The sequence below is a fragment of the Streptomyces sp. JHA26 genome, from assembly GCF_002005565.1.
Classification (GTDB): Bacteria; Actinomycetota; Actinomycetes; order Streptomycetales; family Streptomycetaceae; genus Streptomyces.
In genome coordinates this window covers 25,152-42,977 of record NZ_BDJC01000010.1, presented here as the reverse complement: position 1 = coordinate 42,977, position 17,826 = coordinate 25,152, and the positions used below count along the sequence as shown (strand labels likewise).

General features: G+C 70.3%; 15 protein-coding genes. 7 read left to right on the top strand and 8 right to left on the bottom strand.

The genetic code is table 11. The features are described from left to right. Window positions 1–250: 250 nt before the first annotated feature. The 3 genes from JHAT_RS08660 to JHAT_RS34965 form a co-directional block, all read right to left on the bottom strand. Entirely contained in the window at window positions 251–820 is a 570-nt protein-coding gene (locus tag JHAT_RS08660) for a DUF6328 family protein (protein WP_077797473.1), read from the bottom strand. A gap of 138 nt (window positions 821–958) precedes the next feature. After that, entirely contained in the window at window positions 959–1,150 is a 192-nt protein-coding gene (locus JHAT_RS34970; RefSeq protein WP_077797472.1) for a hypothetical protein, read from the bottom strand. A gap of 28 nt (window positions 1,151–1,178) precedes the next feature. After that, window positions 1,179–1,331: a hypothetical protein gene (locus JHAT_RS34965; RefSeq protein ID WP_216353428.1), complete on the bottom strand. Its 153-nt coding sequence runs from the start codon at window positions 1,329–1,331 to the stop codon at window positions 1,179–1,181. Between the two features lie 91 nt (window positions 1,332–1,422). On the opposite strand from JHAT_RS34965, the gene JHAT_RS08650 reads away from it, so the two are divergent. Next, window positions 1,423–1,755 carry a transposase gene (locus JHAT_RS08650; protein ID WP_253195451.1) on the top strand — a complete coding sequence of 111 codons (333 nt, stop codon included), beginning with the start codon at window positions 1,423–1,425 and terminating at the stop codon, window positions 1,753–1,755. A gap of 651 nt (window positions 1,756–2,406) precedes the next feature. Here the strand turns inward: JHAT_RS08650 and JHAT_RS08645 are convergent. Continuing rightward, a complete protein-coding gene (locus JHAT_RS08645; protein WP_077797471.1) occupies window positions 2,407–3,933 on the bottom strand; it encodes an MFS transporter in 1,527 nt (508 codons plus the stop codon). Further along, a complete protein-coding gene (locus JHAT_RS08640; protein ID WP_077797470.1) occupies window positions 3,930–5,186 on the bottom strand; it encodes a M20 family metallopeptidase in 1,257 nt (418 codons plus the stop codon). The genes JHAT_RS08645 and JHAT_RS08640 overlap by 4 nt, the downstream gene beginning before the upstream one ends. 86 nt (window positions 5,187–5,272) lie before the next feature. On the opposite strand from JHAT_RS08640, the gene JHAT_RS08635 reads away from it, so the two are divergent. Further along, window positions 5,273–6,538: an Lrp/AsnC family transcriptional regulator gene (locus JHAT_RS08635; protein WP_253195445.1), complete on the top strand. Its 1,266-nt coding sequence runs from the start codon at window positions 5,273–5,275 to the stop codon at window positions 6,536–6,538. Window positions 6,539–7,149: 611 nt separating this feature from the next. Here the strand turns inward: JHAT_RS08635 and JHAT_RS08630 are convergent. Further along, window positions 7,150–7,575, bottom strand: coding sequence for an OsmC family protein (locus JHAT_RS08630; RefSeq protein ID WP_055469927.1), 426 nt, complete (start codon window positions 7,573–7,575; stop codon window positions 7,150–7,152). A gap of 566 nt (window positions 7,576–8,141) precedes the next feature. On the opposite strand from JHAT_RS08630, the gene JHAT_RS08625 reads away from it, so the two are divergent. Then, window positions 8,142–9,338 carry an RNA-guided endonuclease TnpB family protein gene (locus JHAT_RS08625; RefSeq protein ID WP_077797469.1) on the top strand — a complete coding sequence of 399 codons (1,197 nt, stop codon included), beginning with the start codon at window positions 8,142–8,144 and terminating at the stop codon, window positions 9,336–9,338. A gap of 147 nt (window positions 9,339–9,485) precedes the next feature. Then, the gene (locus JHAT_RS08620) at window positions 9,486–10,169 is read left to right on the top strand and encodes a response regulator transcription factor (protein ID WP_030856507.1); all 684 of its coding nucleotides are present in this window, start codon (window positions 9,486–9,488) and stop codon (window positions 10,167–10,169) included. A 61-nt stretch (window positions 10,170–10,230) separates the two neighbouring features. On the opposite strand, the gene JHAT_RS08615 is transcribed toward JHAT_RS08620, so the two are convergent. Then, window positions 10,231–10,959, bottom strand: a complete 729-nt coding sequence (locus JHAT_RS08615) for a hypothetical protein (RefSeq protein WP_143660385.1) — start codon at window positions 10,957–10,959, stop codon at window positions 10,231–10,233. Between the two features lie 424 nt (window positions 10,960–11,383). Between JHAT_RS08615 and JHAT_RS08605 the strand changes: the two genes are divergently transcribed. Further along, on the top strand, window positions 11,384–13,357 hold the full coding sequence (locus JHAT_RS08605; protein ID WP_171990806.1) for an ATP-binding protein: 1,974 nt from the start codon (window positions 11,384–11,386) through the stop codon (window positions 13,355–13,357). Window position 13,358: 1 nt separating this feature from the next. On the opposite strand, the gene JHAT_RS08600 is transcribed toward JHAT_RS08605, so the two are convergent. Beyond that, the gene (locus tag JHAT_RS08600; RefSeq protein ID WP_077797465.1) at window positions 13,359–14,741 is read right to left on the bottom strand and encodes a sensor histidine kinase; all 1,383 of its coding nucleotides are present in this window, start codon (window positions 14,739–14,741) and stop codon (window positions 13,359–13,361) included. 303 nt (window positions 14,742–15,044) lie between these two features. On the opposite strand from JHAT_RS08600, the gene JHAT_RS08595 reads away from it, so the two are divergent. Both JHAT_RS08595 and JHAT_RS08590 read left to right on the top strand, forming a co-directional pair. Then, complete coding sequence (locus tag JHAT_RS08595; protein WP_077797464.1) at window positions 15,045–17,195, top strand: AAA family ATPase; 2,151 nt, start codon at window positions 15,045–15,047, stop codon at window positions 17,193–17,195. Between the two features lie 76 nt (window positions 17,196–17,271). After that, window positions 17,272–17,625 carry a hypothetical protein gene (locus JHAT_RS08590; RefSeq protein WP_143660383.1) on the top strand — a complete coding sequence of 118 codons (354 nt, stop codon included), beginning with the start codon at window positions 17,272–17,274 and terminating at the stop codon, window positions 17,623–17,625. Window positions 17,626–17,826 lie beyond the last annotated feature (201 nt).

The window sequence follows — 17,826 nt, the reverse complement described above, 5'->3', positions numbered from 1 at the left end:
CACCCACCCGGCGCACCGGTAAGGGCCGACGGGCCCTTACCGAGGGAATCAGGACTCAGTCGCCAAGCCCCTGAGTGGACGTCAAGTCCGCTTCTTTCGGACAGGACCGGCCCGCTGATGCCGGGATCGTCATCCACCATGAGAGTCAGCGCAACCCGCTGGCCTTCAGGCCGCGCACCTGAGGCGGACCGTGTCGCCCGTCGCTCCGGCGTCCGGTCACGACGCCCTGCCCGCCTCGCGCCCCGGGCGCCTACGCGTCGTCGGTGGGGGAGCGCCGGGCGGCGCGGCGGCGCAGGCGCAGCGGCAGCACGTACCAGCAGAGGCCGAACCACAGCATGACCCCGCCGACGAGCACTTCGGCGAGGACACCGGGGACCACGAAACGCAGGATGAGCAGCAGCGTGCAGCCGATGGTCAGCGCGAGCAGGACCATGCCGCACATCATCAGGCGGCAGGCTGCCTCCACCACCTCGTCCTTCATGCGCTGGCCGGACAGGAAACGGTGGATGGAGACGGGTGCTATCAGAGATCCCGTGGCCGACGCGCCCAGGACCACGGTGATGACGTAGATGACGTGGTCCACCGTCCCCAGTTCCCGGAACAGCGGGGTGAAGGCCACGCTCAGCAGGAAGCCGAAGAGGATCTGTACACCGGTCTGGGTGACCCGCGTCTCCTGCAGGACCTCGTTCCAGCGGCGGTTGACCCGCTCACGCGGGGACTCCGGCGCCTCGGCACCCGGCCCCGGGCCGTGGCCGTCGTGGTGTGCGCAGCGAGCGGTCTCCTCCGCCGCCTGCTCGGCCGGCTGTTCCGTCATCGTCATGGCATTCTCCCCGTCGCAGGACCACCGTCTGCCCCGTCTCCACCGCCTTCATGCAGGTCATGGGAACGATAAGGCTGATCCGACGACTGCGGCCGACGAGGACGCCACGCACGACGACTTCGTGGCCGGGACGAGGCGTCATGCCGGCGCACGGCGGACGAGCGCGTCGTGGGCTCCAGGATCGTCGTCCTCGACCACGGGACAACCTGCGCCGGGATCACCCTCCCAGCGCAGGCCGATGCCCGGGTTGTGGACGTCCGAGCCGTCCGGGAGGAAGAAGTGCGGGCTGCCCTGGACCTCGTCACGGTGCTCCCGGTAGTCGCGCATCATCGCCCCGCGCGCTCCCCGTGTCGAGAGCCTAGGCCAGCGCGTCGGTGTCCACCCGGTCGCAGCCGGAGGCGATGTCGAGGATCTCGTGGTGCAGCGAGATGCAGCGGCTGTCGCGGAAGAACGCGAGGCGCAGCGCCATGTCCAGTTGCTCGGCGGCCGGCCCGCTACCGACGTTGCGCATGCTCGCCGAGCGCATCGAACAGCTCACCGGACAGATCAACGAGCTGAACCAACGCCTCCGGCTCGTCGAGCACCACGCGCCGCAGCTGCTCGTGCCGGTGGGCATCGGCCCGGACAGCGCCGTCACCCTGCTGATCACCAGGGGAGACATCCCCGAGTGGCTGAACACCGAGGCATCCTTTGCTGCGCTTTGCGGAGCCAGCCCCGTCGAGTACTCGTCGGGTCGGCGGCGACCGCCAGGCCAACGCCGCCCTGCACCGCATCGTCTTCACCCGCCTGCGCCACCACCCACGCACCCAGGAGTACTACGAACGCCGCATCCAGGAGGGCAAGACCCGACGCGAGATCGTCCGATGCCTCAGGCGGTATGCCGCACGCGCGGTCTTCCACCTGGTCAGACCGGTTTCCAGCGCCCCACGTTATAGGGACGTCCGTGAGACGTGAGAAGGTCTGGGGCGTGAGTGAGACACCCCCGAACACCCTGCAATACCGCTTCGACGGGCCGGAAGACGCCCCGGTCCTGATCCTGGGTCCCTCACTGGGTACCACCTGGCACAGGTTGTAGAGACCGTCCAGGGGCGTCTGTTCCAGTCTCCCGTGGGCATGAAAGTGCAGGTCGGAGCCTCTCGGTCCGAGAGCGTCTACCCAGTTGGTGATGGCTGTGTGATACGCGGGTGATATGGCGAGGCCCCGCCGCGGTCCGTCATGGCGGGGTCTCTGCCCGGATCCGTGAGACGTCGAAGCCGCACCGGAGCGTGCCGGTGCGGCTTCGGCGTGAGGTCGAACGCGTCGGCGCGCATGATGCGGTCGGCGCTCCTGAGCGGTCCGTGTGCCTGTAACTCTCTCGGGTGCCTGATTTGCTCGGGCGGCGTCCGGGCGCACACCAGCACCTGCTTCGCCGCTGCTCGTGGTCGTTGCCGGACCGTGCCTGCGGGCACCCACCCTGGGGAGGCTCTCACGTGCTCGTCCTTGCAGCCCCGTACGACCGAAGTGTCTCGAAGGACGGATCCGGGCATCGCCGGCTCGCACACGCATCCCGAACCGGCCGCGACGCTCTTTCCCGACCTGCAACGACCTCACCAGGGCCTCCTCTGCCGCACGGGGGGCCGGCGGCTCGTCTCCCGATCTTCGGTGTTTCGGCGTGTGGGAGCGCCACTCGAACCAGGAAGAGTGTCCGCCTCCTCCACCCGACGGGCCAGCAGGGCCGCGCCGGCGCCGGCTGCGGCGCATAGTGCGCAGAGTGTCCACACCACTACGTAGGCGGTCTCTGCGGGTGCAGAGTCCGGCGTCGGGGCGTCATGGGAGGACGTGGCCAGCACAGCTGCCATGAGGCCGCCGGCGAGCGCCCCGCCGAAGGTCTTCACGTCGTTGTACAGAGCCGTCGCCACTCCGCTGCGGGACCGGTCGGCGGCCTCGACGATCACGGTGGGCATGGCGCTCAAAGCGATGCCGAGCCCCAGACCGGTGAGGACCTTGATCACCACAATCTCGCCCACGGTGCCGTGGCGGGCGGCCAGCGCCAGGAAGCTCACTGCGACCAGCCCGAACGCGCCGGCCAACGCAGAGCGGTAGCCGATGCGGCGAGCCAGTGGCACGGTAACGGCCGAGCCGGCGACGGCGGCGACAATGGCAGGCAGCAGCACCAAGGAGATCTGCCCCGAGGACATCCCGAAGCCGTAGCCCGCGGCACGTGGGTCGGCGGCCAAGAACGTGGTGTCCGGGGCCTGGGCGGCGAAGTAGACGACGCCGAACCCCGCCGCCGCAAGATAGAACGGGCCCACTCGCCGGTCAACCAGTGACTGCACGTCGACCAGGGGATCGGGTCGACGCAGTTCCACCCGTACTCCCACCGCGAGCAGCGCGACCCCCAGTGCCAGCGGGCCGACGACCACGGGCCCCGCACCGCCGCCCTGCTCCAGGGTGGAGATGCCGGCGAGCAGAGCGGTCGCGCCGAGCGCGAGCAGCGCGAAACCGGCCCAGTCCATCCGTGCCCCGACCGCTGTGCTGGACTCGGGGACTGCGACGAACGACAACGCGAGACACACCGCGGCGAGCCCGGCCGGGACCAGGAGTGCGACGCGGACATCTCCGAAGGCGCTGACCAGCGCACCCATCAGAACTGTGCCGAGCAGTCCTCCGACGGTGAGCGCGCCGACCAGCCGGGCGATGGCCCGGCGGGCGTCGGGCACCGACAGCCGGTCCCTGACGAGGGCGATCTCCAGCGGCAGGAGCGCGGCGAGCGGTCCCTGCAGCGCCCGTCCGGTCCACAGCAGTGCCGGATCCGGCGCGAGCGCCACGAGCAGGGAGCCCGCCGCCACGCAGGCCAGCGCCACGCGCAGCATACGGCGGTGGCCGTACAGGTCCCCGAGGCGTCCGAAGAGGGGCACGCAGACGGTCGCCGCAAGCAGTTGGACCGCCCCGATCCAGTTGACGGCGGAGTCGTCGAGGCCATATGCGGTGGCGAGTTCGGGCAGGAGCGGGGTGATGCCCATCTGGGTGATGCCGCTCATCGCCTCGAACAGCACGAGCAGTCCGACGACCGCCGTCACCGACGCGCCGGGAGCGGTACCGACGGCCTTGTGCGGCGCTGCGGTGCCGGTCATGCCTTCACCGCGGTCGCCGCGCCGGCGGCCACGCCGGCGGGGCCGGCGGCAGCGGTCTGCGCCGGCCGCTCCAGGCGGCGGGCGGCGAGTGTGGCCAGCAGCGCCGCCGCGGCGGGCAGTACCCCGTCGTCGTAGACGGCGTGCGGTGAGTGGTTCATCGGAGCCGTGGCCGGGTCCTGGCCGGCGGGGCAGGCGCCCACCCCCAGGTAGGCGCCGGGCACCTGCTGGAGGACGAAGGAGAAGTCCTCCGAGCCAGGGATCGGACGGGGTGCGGTGAGGCTGCGGTCCGCTCCGAGCAGTTCCGCGGCCACCGCGGTGGCGAAGGCGGTCTCTGCCGGGTCGTTCACGGTCACCGGGTAGCCGTCCTGGTAGTCGACGGTGGCTTCGACGCCGTGTGCGTCCGCGATACCCCGCACCGTGCGCAGCACGCCCTGCCGCACCGTGGCACGGGTGGCTTCGGAGAAGGTGCGCACCGTCGCGCGGAGTACGGCGGTCTCCGGGATGACGTTGCGTGCTTCTCCGGCGTGCAGCGAGCCGATCGTGAGAACGGCCGGGTCCAGGGCGTTGACCGTGCGGGTGATCATCGTCTGAAGGGAGGTCACCATCTCGCAGGCGGCGGTGACCGGGTCGGCGGCAGTGTGCGGTGACGAGCCGTGGCCGCCCCGGCCGGTGACGGTGATGTCGAAGCCGTCCGAGCCGGCGAGGACGGTGCCGGGACGGGTGGCCACGATGCCGACGGGAAGCGTGTTGGCGATGACGTGGAGGCCGTATGCGGCCACGACGCGCTCTCCCGCCGCGTCCAGCACGCCTTCTTCGATCATGAGACGGGCGCCGTCACAGCCCTCCTCTCCGGGCTGGAACATGAACACCACGTCGCCCGCCAGTTCCGTCCGGCGTGCGGTGAGGAGCTTGGCGGCGCCGACCAGGGCTGCGGTGTGCAGGTCGTGCCCGCAGGCGTGCATGACTCCGGGGCGGCGGGAGGCGTACGGCAGTCCGGTGGCTTCGGTCACGGGAAGAGCATCCATGTCGGCGCGCAGCAGGACCGCGGGGCCGCGTCGGCTGCCTCGCGTCACGGCGACGACCGAGCTGAGAGCCGTGCCGGTGGTGATCTCCAGGCCGAGCCCGTCGAGGGCGGCCAGCACGGCCTGTTGGGTCTGTGGCAGGTGCAGGCCGACCTCGGGTCGGCGGTGCAGGGTGCGGCGCAGCTGCCGCAGGTCGTCACTGAGCACGGCAGCGTCGGTGAGCTGGAACATGGCCGATAGGGTGCGCCTTGCAGTAAAAGATGACCTCGGCATGCCTGGATATGTCTATATCCCATGATCCTTTGCAGGAATCCGCCGTGTCGACATGGCCGTGGATCCCACGGGCCGACGACGGCCCCACGCGTACGGATACGCTGGACGAGCTGGACATGCGGCTCGTGACCGTCCTGCAGGATTCGCCGCGGGCCGAGTGGAGCGAGGTGGGAGCGGTCCTCGGTGTCGACCCCTCGACTGCGGCGCGACGCTGGGCCCGGCTCGCCACAGCGGGGCACGCGTGGTTCAGCTGCTACCCCGTCAGCCTGGAGGGGGCGCCGCTGATTGTCGCCTTCGTGGAGGTGGACTGCGCGCCAGGCCGGGTGCACGACGTCGCGGTCGAAGTCGCCGGCGACCCGCATGTGTTCAGCGCCGAGCACGTCACCGGGGCCCGAGGGCTCGTGTTGACGTGCGTGTTCGGCAGTCTGGCCGAGCTGGCCCGCTACACCGGGATGCGTGTGGGGGCACTGCCCGGGGTGGCGGCGAGCCGGACCCAGATCGCGACCGCTCTGCACATGGACGGCAGCCGGTGGCGGCTGGACCGTACGTCGGCTCGGCCGCGGCTGGCGCGTACAGCGAGCACCGCCGCGCCCGGGGCGGGGAGCTCACCTGTGCGACGTGAGGATCAGGCACTGGTGCGGGCCCTGGCTGACGACCCGCGTCAGTCGGTCGCCGGACTGGCGCGGAGCACCGGACTGAGCCCGACGACGGTACGGCGCCGCCTGCGCCGACTGGAGGAGTCCCGGTCACTGGTCTTCCGCTGCGAGGTGGCACGCGGCCTGTCCGGCTGGCCGGTGAGCGTGAGCCTGTGGTGCTCGGCTCCGCCGAAGGACACCGCACGGATCGCTGCGTATGTCTCCGGGCTGCGCGAGGTGCGGTTGGTCGCCTCCCTCACCGGCCCGCACAATCTGCTGTTCGCTGCCTGGCTGCGGTCCGTCGACGACATCCACGTCTTCGAGTCGCAGCTCACCGCACCCTTCCCGGGACTCACCGTCGCCGACCGCGCGGTCACCTTGTGGCCGGTCAAGCTCGCCGGTCACCTGCTGGACCCCGCCGGGCGGCGCGTGGGCGCCGTTCCGCTGAAGGGCTGGGACCCAGCGCCGTCGCCGCCGACGAGGACGCCTTGCTCCGACGACTGCGCGGCAGGGGCACACCGCCGAGGTAACCGCCTGCCCTCGTCGTGGCTTCGCAGCGGCTGGCCGTCCTTTCACGACAGGGGCTTGTGGGAAACGAGCGGCTGCTGCCGGCTCCGAGTCATCGTTGCCGCGGTACGACCGGACCGGGAGGAATCGAGGCCGTTCCGGCCATGAAGGAGGGCCTGTCTTCCGCGACGGCCCCGGCGAGTCGAGTGATCACGATCTTGCCGCCGAGTCGTGGAGGGCGGTGGCCCATGTGGGGGTGCGTCGTTGTCTCAGGTATGAGCCTTCCGCGGGATGACGGACATAGTGTGACGTTCGCCCAACTGACGGGCGCCTACTGGATGGACGACGTCAGCGGTGATTGCCGCGAGGGCAGACAGGATGTCGAGCCCGTTGGTGCAGACCGCGTCGTGGGCCGCTGGGCCGGCCGCGTGTGGTCATGCTGCCGGTCGCGTTGGCCACGGTGACGACTGCGATCGTGGTGATGACCGCCGACGGCCCGCTGAACGACCTCGGCACCCGCACACGGCCGGAAGACGGCACGCCCCCCTGCGCCGAGCAGACAAGGGACGACAAGAACGGGGCCGGCCCGCCGCCCGTGAGGGTGGCAGGCCGGCGAGGCCGCGTTGCCTCCGGTGGCAACGCCGTGGCCTGACCACTTCGAATCGCCACTACGTGTCTTCAGCGGGTGCGTGAGTCAGACCTCTGGGGGACTGCACCACAGTTCCGTCACAGAACCGGCTCCGTCCCGACATGTCATGTGGCCGGTCACCGCCCCTGTTTCAGGCCAGCTTCGCTGTCAGGGTGATGGTCGTGCCGGTCAGGGCCTGGCTGACCGGGCAGTTCTTCTTGGCGTCCTCGGCGGCGGCGACGAAGGTGTCGTTGTCGAGGCCGGGGACGGTGCCCTCCACCGTGAGGTGGATGCCCTTGATGCCCTCGCCGGGCTGGAAGGTGACGTCGGCGGAGGTGGTGAGCTTGGTGGGCGGGGTGCCGGCGCCGGTCAGGCCGTGCGACAGTGCCATGGAGAAGCAGCTGGAGTGGGCGGCGGCGATCAGCTCCTCCGGGCTGGTCCTGCCGTTCGCCTGCTCGGCGCGCGACGGCCACGACACCGGCTGCTCGCCGATGCCGGACGAGTCGAAGGTGACGACGCCGTTGCCCTCGAGCAGGTTGCCTTCCCAGACGGTGTGCGCGGAGCGCGTGGTTGCCACGGTGGTTCCCTTCGTTGAGCCTTCGGCCCCTGATCGGGGCAGCGAGCCCATCGGATCACAGGAGGACGTGGCACGGCGGCACGGTGTTCCACGGCGATACCGGCGGTCGTGCGGTGTCAGCACCGCCCGCGAACGCAGACCCTCGCCCGGACGGCACGCTTCACGAAGTTGATCGTCGTTCACTTTTGCGTAATCGTGTACTGCATGCTGTAGGGCACGTAAGGCAGTAAGGCGAAGGGAAAGTGCTCCGACGGATGATCCCTCAGTTGCTGGAGCAACTTTCTCGGACCGGTCTGATCAGTCGCCAGGCCGGAGCAGCGTGCCGTCTCGTCTCTCCACGTCGGCTGCGTCACGCTGCGCGCATCGACCCAACGCGTCCCGGAGACCCGTGCAGATATCGTGATCTCTCGTCATCTGATTCCTTCGTGGATACCTCGGCCTTCAGGCCGGGGAGGAGACGAAACCCCTGCGGAGCGGGGCAGGGGCGGGGTTTCGCCGCCAAGGCGAAAGACCGTGTCGTAAGCGGCATTTGACAGTTCACAAACTGTTTCACTAGTTTGTGAGCCATGACCACCACTCACGCGAAGCGGGCGTTCAAGTACCGCTTCTACCCGACCGATGCGCAGGCAGCAGAGCTGTCGCGCACGTTCGGATGCGTGCGGAAGGTCTACAACCTCGCCCTCCAGGCCCGCACCGAGGCATGGGTGCTGCGGTCGGAGCGCATCAACTACAACGCCACCTCGGCGATGCTGACCGCCTGGAAGAAGACGGAGGAGCTGGCGTTCCTGAACGACGTCTCCTCCGTCCCTCTCCAGCAGTGCCTGCGGCACCTCCAGAGCGCGTTCACCAACTTCTTCGGCAAGCGGGCGAAGTACCCCCGCTTCAAGTCGAGGAAGAAGTCCCGCAAGTCGGCGGAGTACACCACCTCCGGCTTCCGGTTCCGCGACGGGAAGCTGACCCTTGCCAAGATGACGGAGCCGCTGGACATCGTCTGGTCCCGGCCCCTCCCCGAGGGTGCGGCACCGTCCACGGTGACCGTGTCGCAGGACGCGGCCGGACGCTGGTTCGTGTCCCTCCTCGTGGAGGACCCGATGGTGAAGCCGCTGCCCGCCACCGGCACGGCAGTCGGTGTCGACGTCGGGCTGGAGCATCTGCTGACGCTCTCCACCGGGGAGAAGGTCGCCAACCCCCGGCATGAACGCAAGGACCGGGCCCGGCTCGCCCTCGCCCAGCGCCGTCTGGCGAAGAAGCGGAAGGGCTCCGCGAACCGGGCCAAGGCCCGCCGGCGGGTCGCCCGCATCCATGCCCGCATCGCTGACCGGCGGCGCGATCACCTGCACAAGCTGACCACCCGTCTCGTCCGTGAGAACCAAACGGTCGTGATCGAGGACCTGAGCGTGCGCAACATGGTCAGGAACCGGAATCTGGCCCGCGCCATCAGTGATGCCGCGTGGTCGGACTTCCGGGGCATGCTGGAGTACAAGGCCCAGTGGTACGGCCGCGAGGTGATCGCCGTCGACCGCTGGTTCCCCTCCAGCAAGCTCTGCTCGAACTGCGGCGCCTTGCAGGGCAAGATGCCGCTGAACGTCCGTACCTGGACCTGTGACTGCGGAGCGACCCATGACCGGGACGTGAACGCCGCAAAGAACCTTCTGGCCGCCGGACTGGCGGTGTCAGCCTGTGGAGCTGGCGTAAGACCCCAACGGAGTACTCCGGGCGGGCAGTCGGCGATGAAGCAGGAAACCCTGCAGCGCGAGCCGTAGGAATCCCCCGCCTTCAGGCGGGGGAGGAAGTCAACGAGAGCCGGTACACATGCTCGTCGTCGGCGCATCGCTCGGGGCGGCAGTCGAGCCTGCCGCCCGTTTCACCCGCACCGCACGCCGGTGCACCGCACGAAGGAAGCCGCTTCCATGGAGTCCGTCCGCGTTCTGCTGGTCGACGACCAGCAGATGATCCGCACCGGTTTCCGTCTCATCCTCGAATGCGAACCGGACATCGCCGTTGTCGGTGAGGCGTCCGACGGCGACTCCGCTGTTGAGCAGGTCCTCGCCCTGCGGCCGGACGTCGTCCTGATGGACGTCCGCATGCCCGGCACGGACGGTGTCGAGGCCACCCGGCGCATCGTGGAGTCCGGTGCGGAAGCCCAGGTCGTGATGTTGACCACGTTCGACCTGGATCGGCACGTCCTGGACGCTCTCAGGGCCGGGGCCGTCGGTTTCCTGCTCAAGGACGGGCCCGCACAGTCTCTGGTGGAGGCGGTACGGATGGTGGCCGCCGGTGACGCGGTCCTGTCCCCCCGTGTCACTCGGCGGCTTCTGGACCGCTTCGCCCGTCTGCCTCAGCCGGCCGTCGGGGCCGCGTCCAGGCGGCTGGAGCATCTCACGGCCCGCGAGGTCGACGTGTTGCGTGCGCTGAGTCGGGGATTGTCCAACGAGGAGATCGCTCAGGAGTTGGACGTCAGCAAGAACACGGTCAGGACACACATCGCTCATATCCTGGAGAAGTACCATCTGCGTGACCGGGTACAAGCGGTGATCCTGGCCTACGACGCCGGCCTGGTCACACCGGTCGGGCACGCTTCCACCGTCCGCTGACAGGCTGCTCCTCCCTGACGGCCTCCCACGAACGAGTCGTCAGCGCATCCGGGGCGCGAGATCAGAGGCGCAACGGCGACTGCGCGAGCGGCACTTCGTACGGCACGGCCTCGCGCACACCCGTGTACCTGGTCCGGCCCCACCGGTGTACGGCGTCGACGGAGACCCCGTACGGCGCCAGACGTCCGTTCAGACGCATCACACGGGCTTGCAGCGCCCGTTTGCTCACCGGCTCCCCGGCGGTGCCGAGCAGCAGACCCAGATCGTGACAACACCACTCACGGGAAGGCAGGCTCAGAAGTTCCAACAACACCTGTTGAGAAGCCTGGTGAGGCACGACCTGCGGACGACTCCGGGACGGTGCCCGCAGGCGTTGACGCCTCGAAGAGAGATCGATCCACCTGCGTTCGGCGACGATCCGTCCGGCCAACTCCCTAGGAGGGGTGTCCCGGGGGAGCACGTTGACGGCCCCCGCACGCAGCGTGGCGACCACGTCCACGTCCCGGGGGGCCAGCACCACGACCGAGGAGATCGTGCTGAGCACGCGCACGCGCTGCTCAAGTCGGTCCGTTCCGCCGTCCTCTGACACATCGAGGACGGTCAGTCCGTCGGGCCTGCGCAGCAGCGACATGTAGGCCGGTGCGGAACCCCATGAGTGGGACAGGGCGGGCAGCACGTGGTACGGGCGCATGGTGCGCAGCAGACGGGCTGTCTTCTGCCGGCGCAGTGAGAGGACGACATCGACGGGGCAGGAGGAGGACATCGCAGTTGTGGGCATGGGCATGGGCATGGGCATGGGCATGGGCATGGGCATGGGGGTGGGGTGGGGGTGGTACTCGTGTGGCGGGGGGTGGTACTCGTGTGGCGGGTCCGTTCCATGCTCGGCACCCCCGCGCGCCACCGGCTGCTCAAGCGGTGGTCGTCATGTGCTCACCTGTGCTCAACGGCGGCCGCCGAGGGTGCAGGGGCGACGAACTCTCCGCCCCTCGTGGGCGGCCGCTCTTGGTGATCCACGGACGCATATGCTCCTCTCGGAGTACTCCCGTCGCGGCCGCGCTCCGCGCTGTCGCGGTCAGCGGCCCGGGCGCGTCGGGCGAGACGGAGAGGCGGAGTGAGTGAGCACGCGCGGCGGCAGCCTGGGCCGGCGGTTGGAACGAGTCCGGGAGCGTTCATTCCTCGGACGCAGGCATGAGCTCCACTTCTTCCGCGCAGCGTTGCACGGAGCATCCGGCGCCGCCTGCGTTCTCTACCTGCACGGTCCGGAGGGCACGGGCAAGTCGATGCTCTTGCGCCGGTTCGCGCTGGAGGCCCGTGCCGCAGGCCGCACCGTCGTACGGGTCGACGGGCGGACCACGCCGGCGACCGCCGATGCGTTCACGCGTGCCGTACGTCCCGTCACGCGGGAGCCTGGAGCCGTTCTGCTCGTCGATTCCTTCGAGCACTGCCGGTCCTTGGAGGACTGGTTGCGTGAGGAGTGCCTACCCCGCCTCCCCTGGGGCACCGTGGTCGTCGTGGCGAGCCGCCACGAGCCTGACCCTCACTGGCCGGCCGACCCGGGCTGGACGGGGCTGCTGCGTGTACTGCCCCTCGGCGGTCTGAGCAAGCCCGACGCAGCGGCGTTCCTCCGGCAGCGAGGCGTGCTCCCTCACCTGCACGACGCCCTGCTGGAGTTCACCGGAGGGCACCCCCTGGCTCTCGCCCTGGCTGCGGAGGCGGCGGTGCGCACGGAGACCGATGGCGGTGCCGATCACGCGGATCCTCCGCTGGGCCAGGACGCCGTCGCCACTCTGCTGCGCCGCCTCGTCGGTACCCCGCCCGACGAGGCTCACCAGGCAGCCCTGGACGTGTGCGCCCAGGCCCGTGTCACTTCGGTGGCGTTGCTGCGGGCGGTCCTCGGTGACCAGGGCGAGGATCTCTTCCTCTGGCTGCGCGACCAGCCGTTCGTCCAGACCACCCGGCTCGGTGTGGCCCCCCACGCCGTCGTACGCGAGGCGCTGAGAGCCGATCTACGCTGGCGTGATCCGGCCGGATTCGCAGAACTGCACCGGAGGATCCGGGGCCACCTGCTCGAACGGACGAGGCTCGGGCCCGCTTCCCGCGTCCTCGAGACCGTGGGGGACCTGCGGTTCCTCCACCGCTCCGGGCGCTTTCTGGCAGATGCGCACGGCCGGGCGTCGGGCGGCCGGGCCGAAGAGCTGCCCCGCGCGGTCGGGCACGAGGCGACGCTGATCCGCCGGATACGCCGCCAGGAGGGACCGGAGTCGGCGCGCATGGCCGCGCACTGGCTGCGCGAGCAGCCCGAGTCCTTCCTTCTGCAACGCCTCGGACCTGGTGAGGAGGACGTCGGAGGTTCGGCGTGGTTGAGGCTCATGCCCTTCGAAGGGGAGGCGGAGGACCCGGTCGTCGCCGCCGCCTGGGCGCACACCAGGAAGCACGGTCCGGTGCGGGCCGGCGAGCACATCGCGCTGGCGCGGTTCCACGTCGGCGAGTACGGCGATCACCGTCCCTCCCCCGTGATGGACGCGTCCCTCGGGCGCATGGTGGGGGACATCATCCGCGACGACAGACTGGCCTGGGCGTTCGCCGTCCTGCGCGACGACGGCTTCTGGGACTCTCATCTGCGCCACCACGCCATGGAACCGACGGCCGGCACGGTGACCGTCGACGGCCACCGTCACCGTCTCTTCGCCTGCGACCGGCGTGCCCTGCCCGCGGTGTTGGGGGGTGCGGCGAACGCTCCCTTGCTCACCGGCGCCGCTCCTGGTCCAGCCCGCTCCGGGAAGGAATCGTGCACGGCGGCGGAGATCCTGGTGCTGGGCGAGGAGGAGTTCGCCGTCGCCGTGAAGGCCGCTCTGCGAGCCTTGCACCGGCCACGTGAGCTGGCGCTCAACCCGCTCCAGCGCAGTCGTCTCGTCCTGGCGCACGGCATGGGTCTCAAGGACGTGGTCACCAGCGCGATCGGCAGCCTGCCGCTCGAGCGCGGTGGTGACAAGGGCTACCGGGCGGCGACCGCCGCCTACGTCGAAGGGGCCTCGACGCAGGCGGCCGCCGCTCGGCGCCTGGGGCTTCCCCTCAGCACCTACCGCCGCCACCTGGCGTGGGCGACACACCGGATCACGCGGATCATGTGGGAGCACGAACTGTCCGGAACCCCGCTGCTGTCACCCGCGGACCGGCCGCGGCGTTGACTCAGGTGACCGGGAGAGCGAGGACGGTCCCGGCCTCGTCGTCGTGGGACCCGGTGCCGTCGTCGTGGGACCCGGTGCCGTCCTCGTGGCCAACGGGATCGGCGAGGACGCAGGAGCTCCGGTCGTCCGGCGGGGGCGGGCCGTACACGGACGGAAGGGGGAGGGCGGCATGCACACAGTAACCGCCTCCGGGCCGGTGACCGGTGTGCAGTGTGCCGCCCATGGCCGCGACCCGTTCCCGGATCCCGACCAGCCCGTGCCCCGCCCCCCGGTCGAAGACGTGGGCCGGTGAAGGCGCGGCCTGCTCGCCGGGGCCCGCGTCGCAGATCCTCAAGGAGAGCCTGCGACGGTCGTGCTCCCACGCCAGCGTGACGGCGGTGCGGGTGCGGCCCGCGTGCTTGAGCGTGTTGGTGAGGGCTTCCTGCACGATCCGGTAGACCGCCAGTTGCGATCCGGCCGACAGGTCGGCCGGTTCCCCGCTGATGGCGCAGTGGACCTGGAGACCGGCGGCACGTACCGACTCCAGCAGCGCCGGGATGGCGTCGATGGTGGGCTGCGGTGGCTGCTTGCTGGGGTCGGTGTCGTCCTCGTCGTCGGTGCGGAGCACGTCCAGCAGTTGCCGTAGCTCGGCGACGGTGGCCCGGCCGGTCTCCTCGATGGTGCGGTGCAGTTCGTGGGCCTTCTCCGGGTCGCGGGCCTGGACCCGGTCGGCGGCGATGGTCTGCACGATCATGAGGCTGACGTTGTGGGCGACGATGTCGTGCAGTTCCCGGGCGATGCGCGCGCGTTCCTCCATGACGGCGGCACGGGCTTTGGCGAGCTGTTCACCCTCCAGCGCCTTGGCGCGCTCCAGCGCCTGATCCTGCATGGCGGTCCGGGTTCGTACCAGCCGGCCGAGGGACCAGGCCGCGGCCGTCAGCACCGCCTCGGTCGTGCCCGCGGCAAGCCAGTGACCCGCGGGCGCCAGCACGGCTTCCGTCACGGACAGTGCCGGAACGTGGAGGAGCGCCACAAGAGCGGCGGTGCGGCGCTCGGTCCGCACGGCGGTCAGGAACAGGGCAGTCGCGGCGCACAGGTAGGTGGGGCTGATCGCGGTCCCCTGCGGCCCCACGAGGTGAGGGACGTAACCCAACGCCTGGAGGATGCTGCAGGTGACCGCGACAACCACGAGGCTCGCCAGCGGGAACCGGTGATGAACGGTAATGGGCGCACCGCAGACCAGGATGAGCGCGACCCACCAGCCGCCCGGCGCGTTGTGCAGGGCCTCGCTCGCAGGGACCAGGGAGGGCAGGGCCAGGCACCAGCCCGTCAGGAGAACGCCCAGGGCCAGGTCGGTCAGGGCGGGGGGCAGACGGCGGCGCGGCCACGAGTTCAGTGCGCTCATGACGGTCCACGGTAGACCGCGCCGGCCGACAGCGGCCCGCCGGGACACCGGAAGACGGCGTACCCCTCGTCCGTGGGTCAGCGCGAGCGCGGACAGTCCGATGTCTGTGCAGGAGCTTCCGGGTGCACGTACTCGTTCTCCAGGACGAGCAGGAGAGCGACCTCGTCCGGTCGGCTGATCCCCGAGTTCGCCTCGAATGCGGAGCTCGCGGACGACCGGGACGGTTGGACTGGAGGGGTTGACCGATCCCTTCGCAGAGGAGTTCCGGTGAGTCCGGGACCAGTCCCTACCCGAGCCGACCCAGTGAGCGGCAGCAACGCCACGGACCCCGTCGGCTCCTGTGGTGGCGGTCTGCTCGGCGAGCACGTGGCCGCCGCACGTGCCCGGGCCTTCGTCGGCAGGGCGGCCGAGCGGAAAGCGTTCCGAGCGGCGCTGGCGGGAGAAGCCGAAGCCCGTCCCGTCCTCTTCGTGCACGGGCCCGGCGGTATCGGTAAGTCCGCCCTGCTGCACCGCCTGTCCTTGGACGCGACCGCCGCCGGCCGGTCGGTGGTGTGGGTGGACGGTGCGAGGACGCCGGCGGACGCCTGCGGTCGCCTGGATGCGTTCCGTGATGTTCTTGACGATCCCGCACCCGTCCTGTTGGTCGACAGCCTGGAGCGGTGCACCGGGCTGGAGGCGTGGCTGCGCGAGAGCTTCCTGCCCGACGTGCCGGGTGATGCGGTCGTGGTCATGGCGTCCAGGACCCCGCCGCAGCCCGGCTGGAGAACCGATCCCGGCTGGGCCGCCTGCGCTCGGTCGATGAAGTTGCCCGCGCTCAGTGCGGAGGAGACCAAGAGGGTCCTGGGCGACCAGGACGTGCCGCCACCTTTGAACGTCTCCGTGCGGGAGTTCGCGGGCGGCAATCCCCTGGCTCTGTCCCTGGTCGCGGCCGCCGCCCGCACAGGTGGGGAAGCAGGGTGGTCTATGGACGGGGGCGTCTCCCGACGGCTGACCGCGGTCCTGTTCCACCGTCTCGTCGGCGGCCTTCCCACCGAGCAGCACCGACGGACTCTGCAGGTGACCGCCCGGGTGGGGACCGTCACGGAGGAGTTGCTGCGCGCCGAACTCGGCGCCGGCGCGGCGGCCCGGTCGTTCGCGTGGCTGCGCGCGCAGCCCTGGGTGACGGCCCTCGGATGCGGCCTGCTGCTGGACGAGGCGGTACGCAACACGGTCGCGCACGACGCCAGATGGAACGACCCCGACGGGTTCGCCGCTCTGCACGAGCGCCTGCACGACCACCTGGTGGAGCAGATACGCACCGTGCCTTTCGACCGCGCCCTGGACGCTGCGGCAGCCCTGCACCGCCTGTACCGGGACATCACGGTGCTGCCACCCGCCCATGAGTGGACCGCGCGGGACAGCCACGAGGACGAGGCGTGCAGACCTGTGGACGAGGCCACCGTGCTCGGCCTGATCGCGGACTGCGAGGGGCCGGAGTCCGCGGAGAACGCACGGTTCTGGCTGCGTCACCAGCCGGAGGCGTTCAGGGTCCGGCGGCCAGTCCCGTACGGCCCACCGCGAGCCTGTTCGGCCTGGCTGCGGCTGACGGCGTACGAAGGGGAGACAGCAGATTCCGTGGTCGCCGCCGTCTGGGACCACGTCCGGCGGCACGGGCCACTGCGGGCGAACGAGCGGATCTCGGTGGCCCGCTTCCATGCCGACCCGCAAGAGCGACGGGACGCCTCATCGGCCATGGCGCTGTCGCTGCGGGGCCTCGTCGCGGAGACCGTGCGGACCGGCGGACCGGCCTGGGTGTTCTTCGTGCTCCGGGACGACGGCGCCTGGGATGGGCCGCTGCGCCGGCACGGGCTGCTTCCCACGGAGCACCGCTGGGACGTCGGTGGCGTTCCCCAGCGTCTGTTCGCCCGTGACGTGCGGGTCTTTCCCGCTTCCGACTGGCTGCGCGGGCTGCTGCGCTCCGTGTCGGGTGAGGGCGACGGCCGCGACCCCTGTCATCGGGTGAACGGTGCCGGCTTCGTCCGCACGGATGAGGCGCGGACGCCGACGGGGGTACTGTCCGAGCTGGAGTTCGCCGACGCCGTGCACGCGGGACTGCGGGCGTTGCGGCGGCCGTCGGAGCTCGCGCTGAATCCGTTGCGGCGTAGCCGGGTGGCTGCCGTAGGCGGTGAAGACCTGGCGGCCGTGCTCCAACAGGCCATCTACGAGCTGGCCGAGGAGCAAGGCGGGCACGGACCGCACCAGGCCGCGATGACCGCGTTCGTCGAAGGGACGACCACGCACCGGGCAGCGGCCGAACGACTGGGAGTGTCACTGAGCACCTACCGCCGTCATCTCAGGACTGCGGTCGAGCTCGTCTCGGCTCGTCTGTGGCATGAGGAGGTGTACCCGTCCGGTGTGCCGGACGGGTACACCTCCTCCGTGGGCGACCGGGAACAGAGCCGCGTGGAGCGCTGACGCACGAGGGCGGCAGGCGGAAGGGCGGCACCCTCGTGCGGGTCTATGCTTCGCGGACTAGGTGCGATTCCTCCTGGTGGCCGAGATCGCAGCGGATTCCGCGCGAAAGGATCGGCTCATGGATCGCATGCATGTTCTCGTCGCCCTGATCGCTGTTGTGGCCCTTGCCCTCACCGCGTGGACCAAGCCTCTCAAGGTGTTGTCCTTCTGGCCCCTCGTCATCGTCTGCATGATCTCCTACCCCGTGGGCGCACGGCTGTTCTCAGCGTTCGAGAAGGGGCGGTCCGGCGGTGCGTGGGTCGAATGGACCTTCCTGCTCAGCGTCGCCCTTCTGATCACCGTGCTCGTCGCGTCGGCCCTCCGGTTCCTCACGTCCTCCCGAGGCCCACACACCGACCGTCACGCCTACCACCAGGACCCCGACGCGTGAGTGTCCCTCTCCCGTAGTCTGGTGAACCTTGATCTGTGACGGTCCGGGGTTCCGTTCCCCTGAGTTCGGAACGCTGCTGCGGCCCCGGACCGAGAGGTCGTGCCGGTGAGCGGGGCGCGGGGCGCGTGTTCCGAACACTCCGTGTCGTTCGGCAGCGTCGCCGACACGGCTGTTCAGCCCCATGCTTCGACGGTCAGCTTC